4 protein-coding genes are annotated in these 2,196 nt (G+C 68.4%); all 4 read left to right on the forward strand.

The features are described from left to right. Positions 1 to 207: carbon-phosphorus lyase complex subunit PhnI (locus TW83_RS15805; RefSeq protein WP_045983742.1), on the forward strand; the 207-nt coding region annotated here is incomplete at its 5' end. Then, positions 204 to 803, forward strand: a complete 600-nt coding sequence (locus TW83_RS15810; protein ID WP_045983743.1) for an HAD family phosphatase — start codon at positions 204 to 206, stop codon at positions 801 to 803. The genes TW83_RS15805 and TW83_RS15810, both read left to right, overlap by 4 nt. Further along, positions 800 to 1,660 carry an alpha-D-ribose 1-methylphosphonate 5-phosphate C-P-lyase PhnJ gene (locus TW83_RS15815; protein WP_045983744.1) on the forward strand — a complete coding sequence of 287 codons (861 nt, stop codon included), beginning with the start codon at positions 800 to 802 and terminating at the stop codon, positions 1,658 to 1,660. Before TW83_RS15810 ends, TW83_RS15815 begins: the two co-directional genes overlap by 4 nt. Further along, a partial coding sequence (locus TW83_RS15820) for an ATP-binding cassette domain-containing protein (protein ID WP_045983745.1) occupies positions 1,657 to 2,196 on the forward strand: 540 nt, incomplete at its 3' end. The genes TW83_RS15815 and TW83_RS15820, both read left to right, overlap by 4 nt.

Here is a 2,196-nt window from a genome sequence, read left to right on the forward strand (position 1 = left end):
GTCGACCGCGCCCTGCGCTGGCAGGAACTGGGCGAGGATTTCACCGGCGCCCCCGCGCAGGACCAGGAATTCGTGCTGTCGCATTGCGACACTATCCAGGCGACGGGGTTCCTGGAGCACATCAAGCTGCCCCATTACGTCGATTTCCAGGCCGAACTGGAGCTGGTGCGCCGGCTGCGGGACGACAACGCAAAGGATGCGCAATGATCAAGGCGATCGTCTTCGACATCGGCAACGTGCTGGTCCGGTGGGACCCGGTGGCCGCCTTCCTGCCCCTGCTGGGCGACCGCGCGTCGGTCCTTGCCTTCCTGGATCGCGTGGATTTCGTCACGCTGAACCAGCGCGCGGACGGGGGCGCGTGCTTCGACGATCTGGCCGAGGCGATCGCCGATCCCCGCGACCGTGCGGCCTTTCTGGCCTATCGGGCTGGACACGCGGCCTCGATCCGCGAGCCGATCGAGGGGACATGGGCGCTTCTGGACCGCCTGCGGGCGCGGGGCCACGCGGTCCACGCGATCACCAACTGGTCCGCGCAGACCTGGCCCATCGGCCTTGCGACCCATCCTAGGCTGGCCACAGCCTTTGGCGTCACCATCGTGTCGGGGATCGAGGGCGTTCTGAAGCCCGATCCGCGCATCTTCGCCACGCTGTGCGACCGGGCGGGCGTGGCGCCCGACCAGTGCCTGTTCATCGACGACAGCCCCCGCAACGTCGCCGGCGCGCGCGACGCAGGCATGGCCGCGCATCATTTCACCGATCCCGCCGCGCTGGAGGACGACCTGATCCGACGGGGGCTGCTATGAGCGGTTACAACTTCGCCTATCTGGACGAACAGACCAAGCGGATGATCCGCCGCGCCATCCTCAAGGCGCTGGCGATCCCCGGATACCAGGTGCCCTTTGCCAGCCGCGAGATGCCCATGCCCTATGGCTGGGGCACCGGAGGGGTGCAGCTGACCGCCGCCTGCCTGACCCCCGACGACCGCCTGAAGGTAATCGACCAGGGCGCCGACGACACCACCAACGCGGTCAGCATCCGCACGTTCTTTCAGCGCACGGCGGGGGTCGCCGTCACCACCGCCACCGCCGACGCGACGCTGATCCAGACCCGCCACCGCATCCCCGAGACGCCCCTGACCCAGGGCCAGATCCTGGTCTATCAGGTGCCCATCCCCGAACCGCTGCGCTTTCTGGAGCCGCGCGAGACCGAGACCCGCAAGATGCACGAGCTGGAGGAATACGGCCTGATGCACGTCAAGCTGTACGAGGACATTGCCCGGCACGGCCGCATCGCGACCTCCTATGCCTATCCGGTCAAGGTCGAGGGGCGCTATGTCATGGACCCGTCGCCGATCCCGAAATTCGACAACCCGAAACTGTCGGACAGTCCGGCGATCCAGTTGTTCGGGGCGGGGCGCGAACAGCGCATCTATGCCCTGCCCCCGCATACCCATGTCGTCAGCCTGGATTTCGACGACCACCCGTTCAGCCCCTCGAAGGCCGATCACGCCTGCGACCTGTGCGGCGCTGACGCCAGCTATCTGGACGAGGTGGTGACCGATGACGCAGGCGGGCGGATGTTCGTCTGTTCCGACACCGATTTCTGCACCGCGCGGGTCGCCGCCGGGCACAGGGGCCGCCTGGCCGCGGAGGCCGCATGAGCGCCCCCATCCTGTCCGTCCGGACCCTGGAACGCCGCTATGGCGCGCGGATCGGCTGCACCGGCGTCGGCTTTGATCTGTGGCCCGGAGAGGTCCTGGGCATCGTCGGGGAAAGCGGGTCGGGCAAATCGACGCTGCTGTCCTGCCTTGCCGGGCATCAGCGCCCCGATGCGGGCACCGTCACCTATGACGGGCGCGACGTTCTGGCGATGGCCGAAACCGAACGCCGCCGGCTGGCGCGCACCGAATGGGCCTATGTCCACCAGCATGCCCGCGACGGGCTGCGCATGGGCGTCAGCGCCGGGGCCAATGTCGGCGAACGGCTGATGGCCGTGGGCCAGCGCCATTACGGCGACATCCGCGCCGCCGCCATCGACTGGCTGGACCGGGTCGAAATCGCCCAGGACCGCGTCGACGACCGCCCGCAGGCCTTTTCCGGTGGGATGCAGCAGCGGCTGCAGATCGCGCGCAACCTGGTGACCGGGCCGCGGCTGGTGTTCATGGACGAACCTACGGGCGGGCTGGATGTCAGCGTC

This window comes from Paracoccus sp. S4493 (assembly GCF_000967735.1).
Lineage (GTDB): Bacteria > Pseudomonadota > Alphaproteobacteria > Rhodobacterales > Rhodobacteraceae > Paracoccus > Paracoccus marcusii.

Bases quoted from the DNA above. Each gene is read 5' to 3' on its own strand.
- TW83_RS15810 (WP_045983743.1), top strand. From the start codon at position 204: ATGATCAAGGCGATCGTCTTCGACATCGGCAACGTGCTGGTCCGGTGG.
- TW83_RS15815 (WP_045983744.1), top strand. From the start codon at position 800: ATGAGCGGTTACAACTTCGCCTATCTGGACGAACAGACCAAGCGGATG.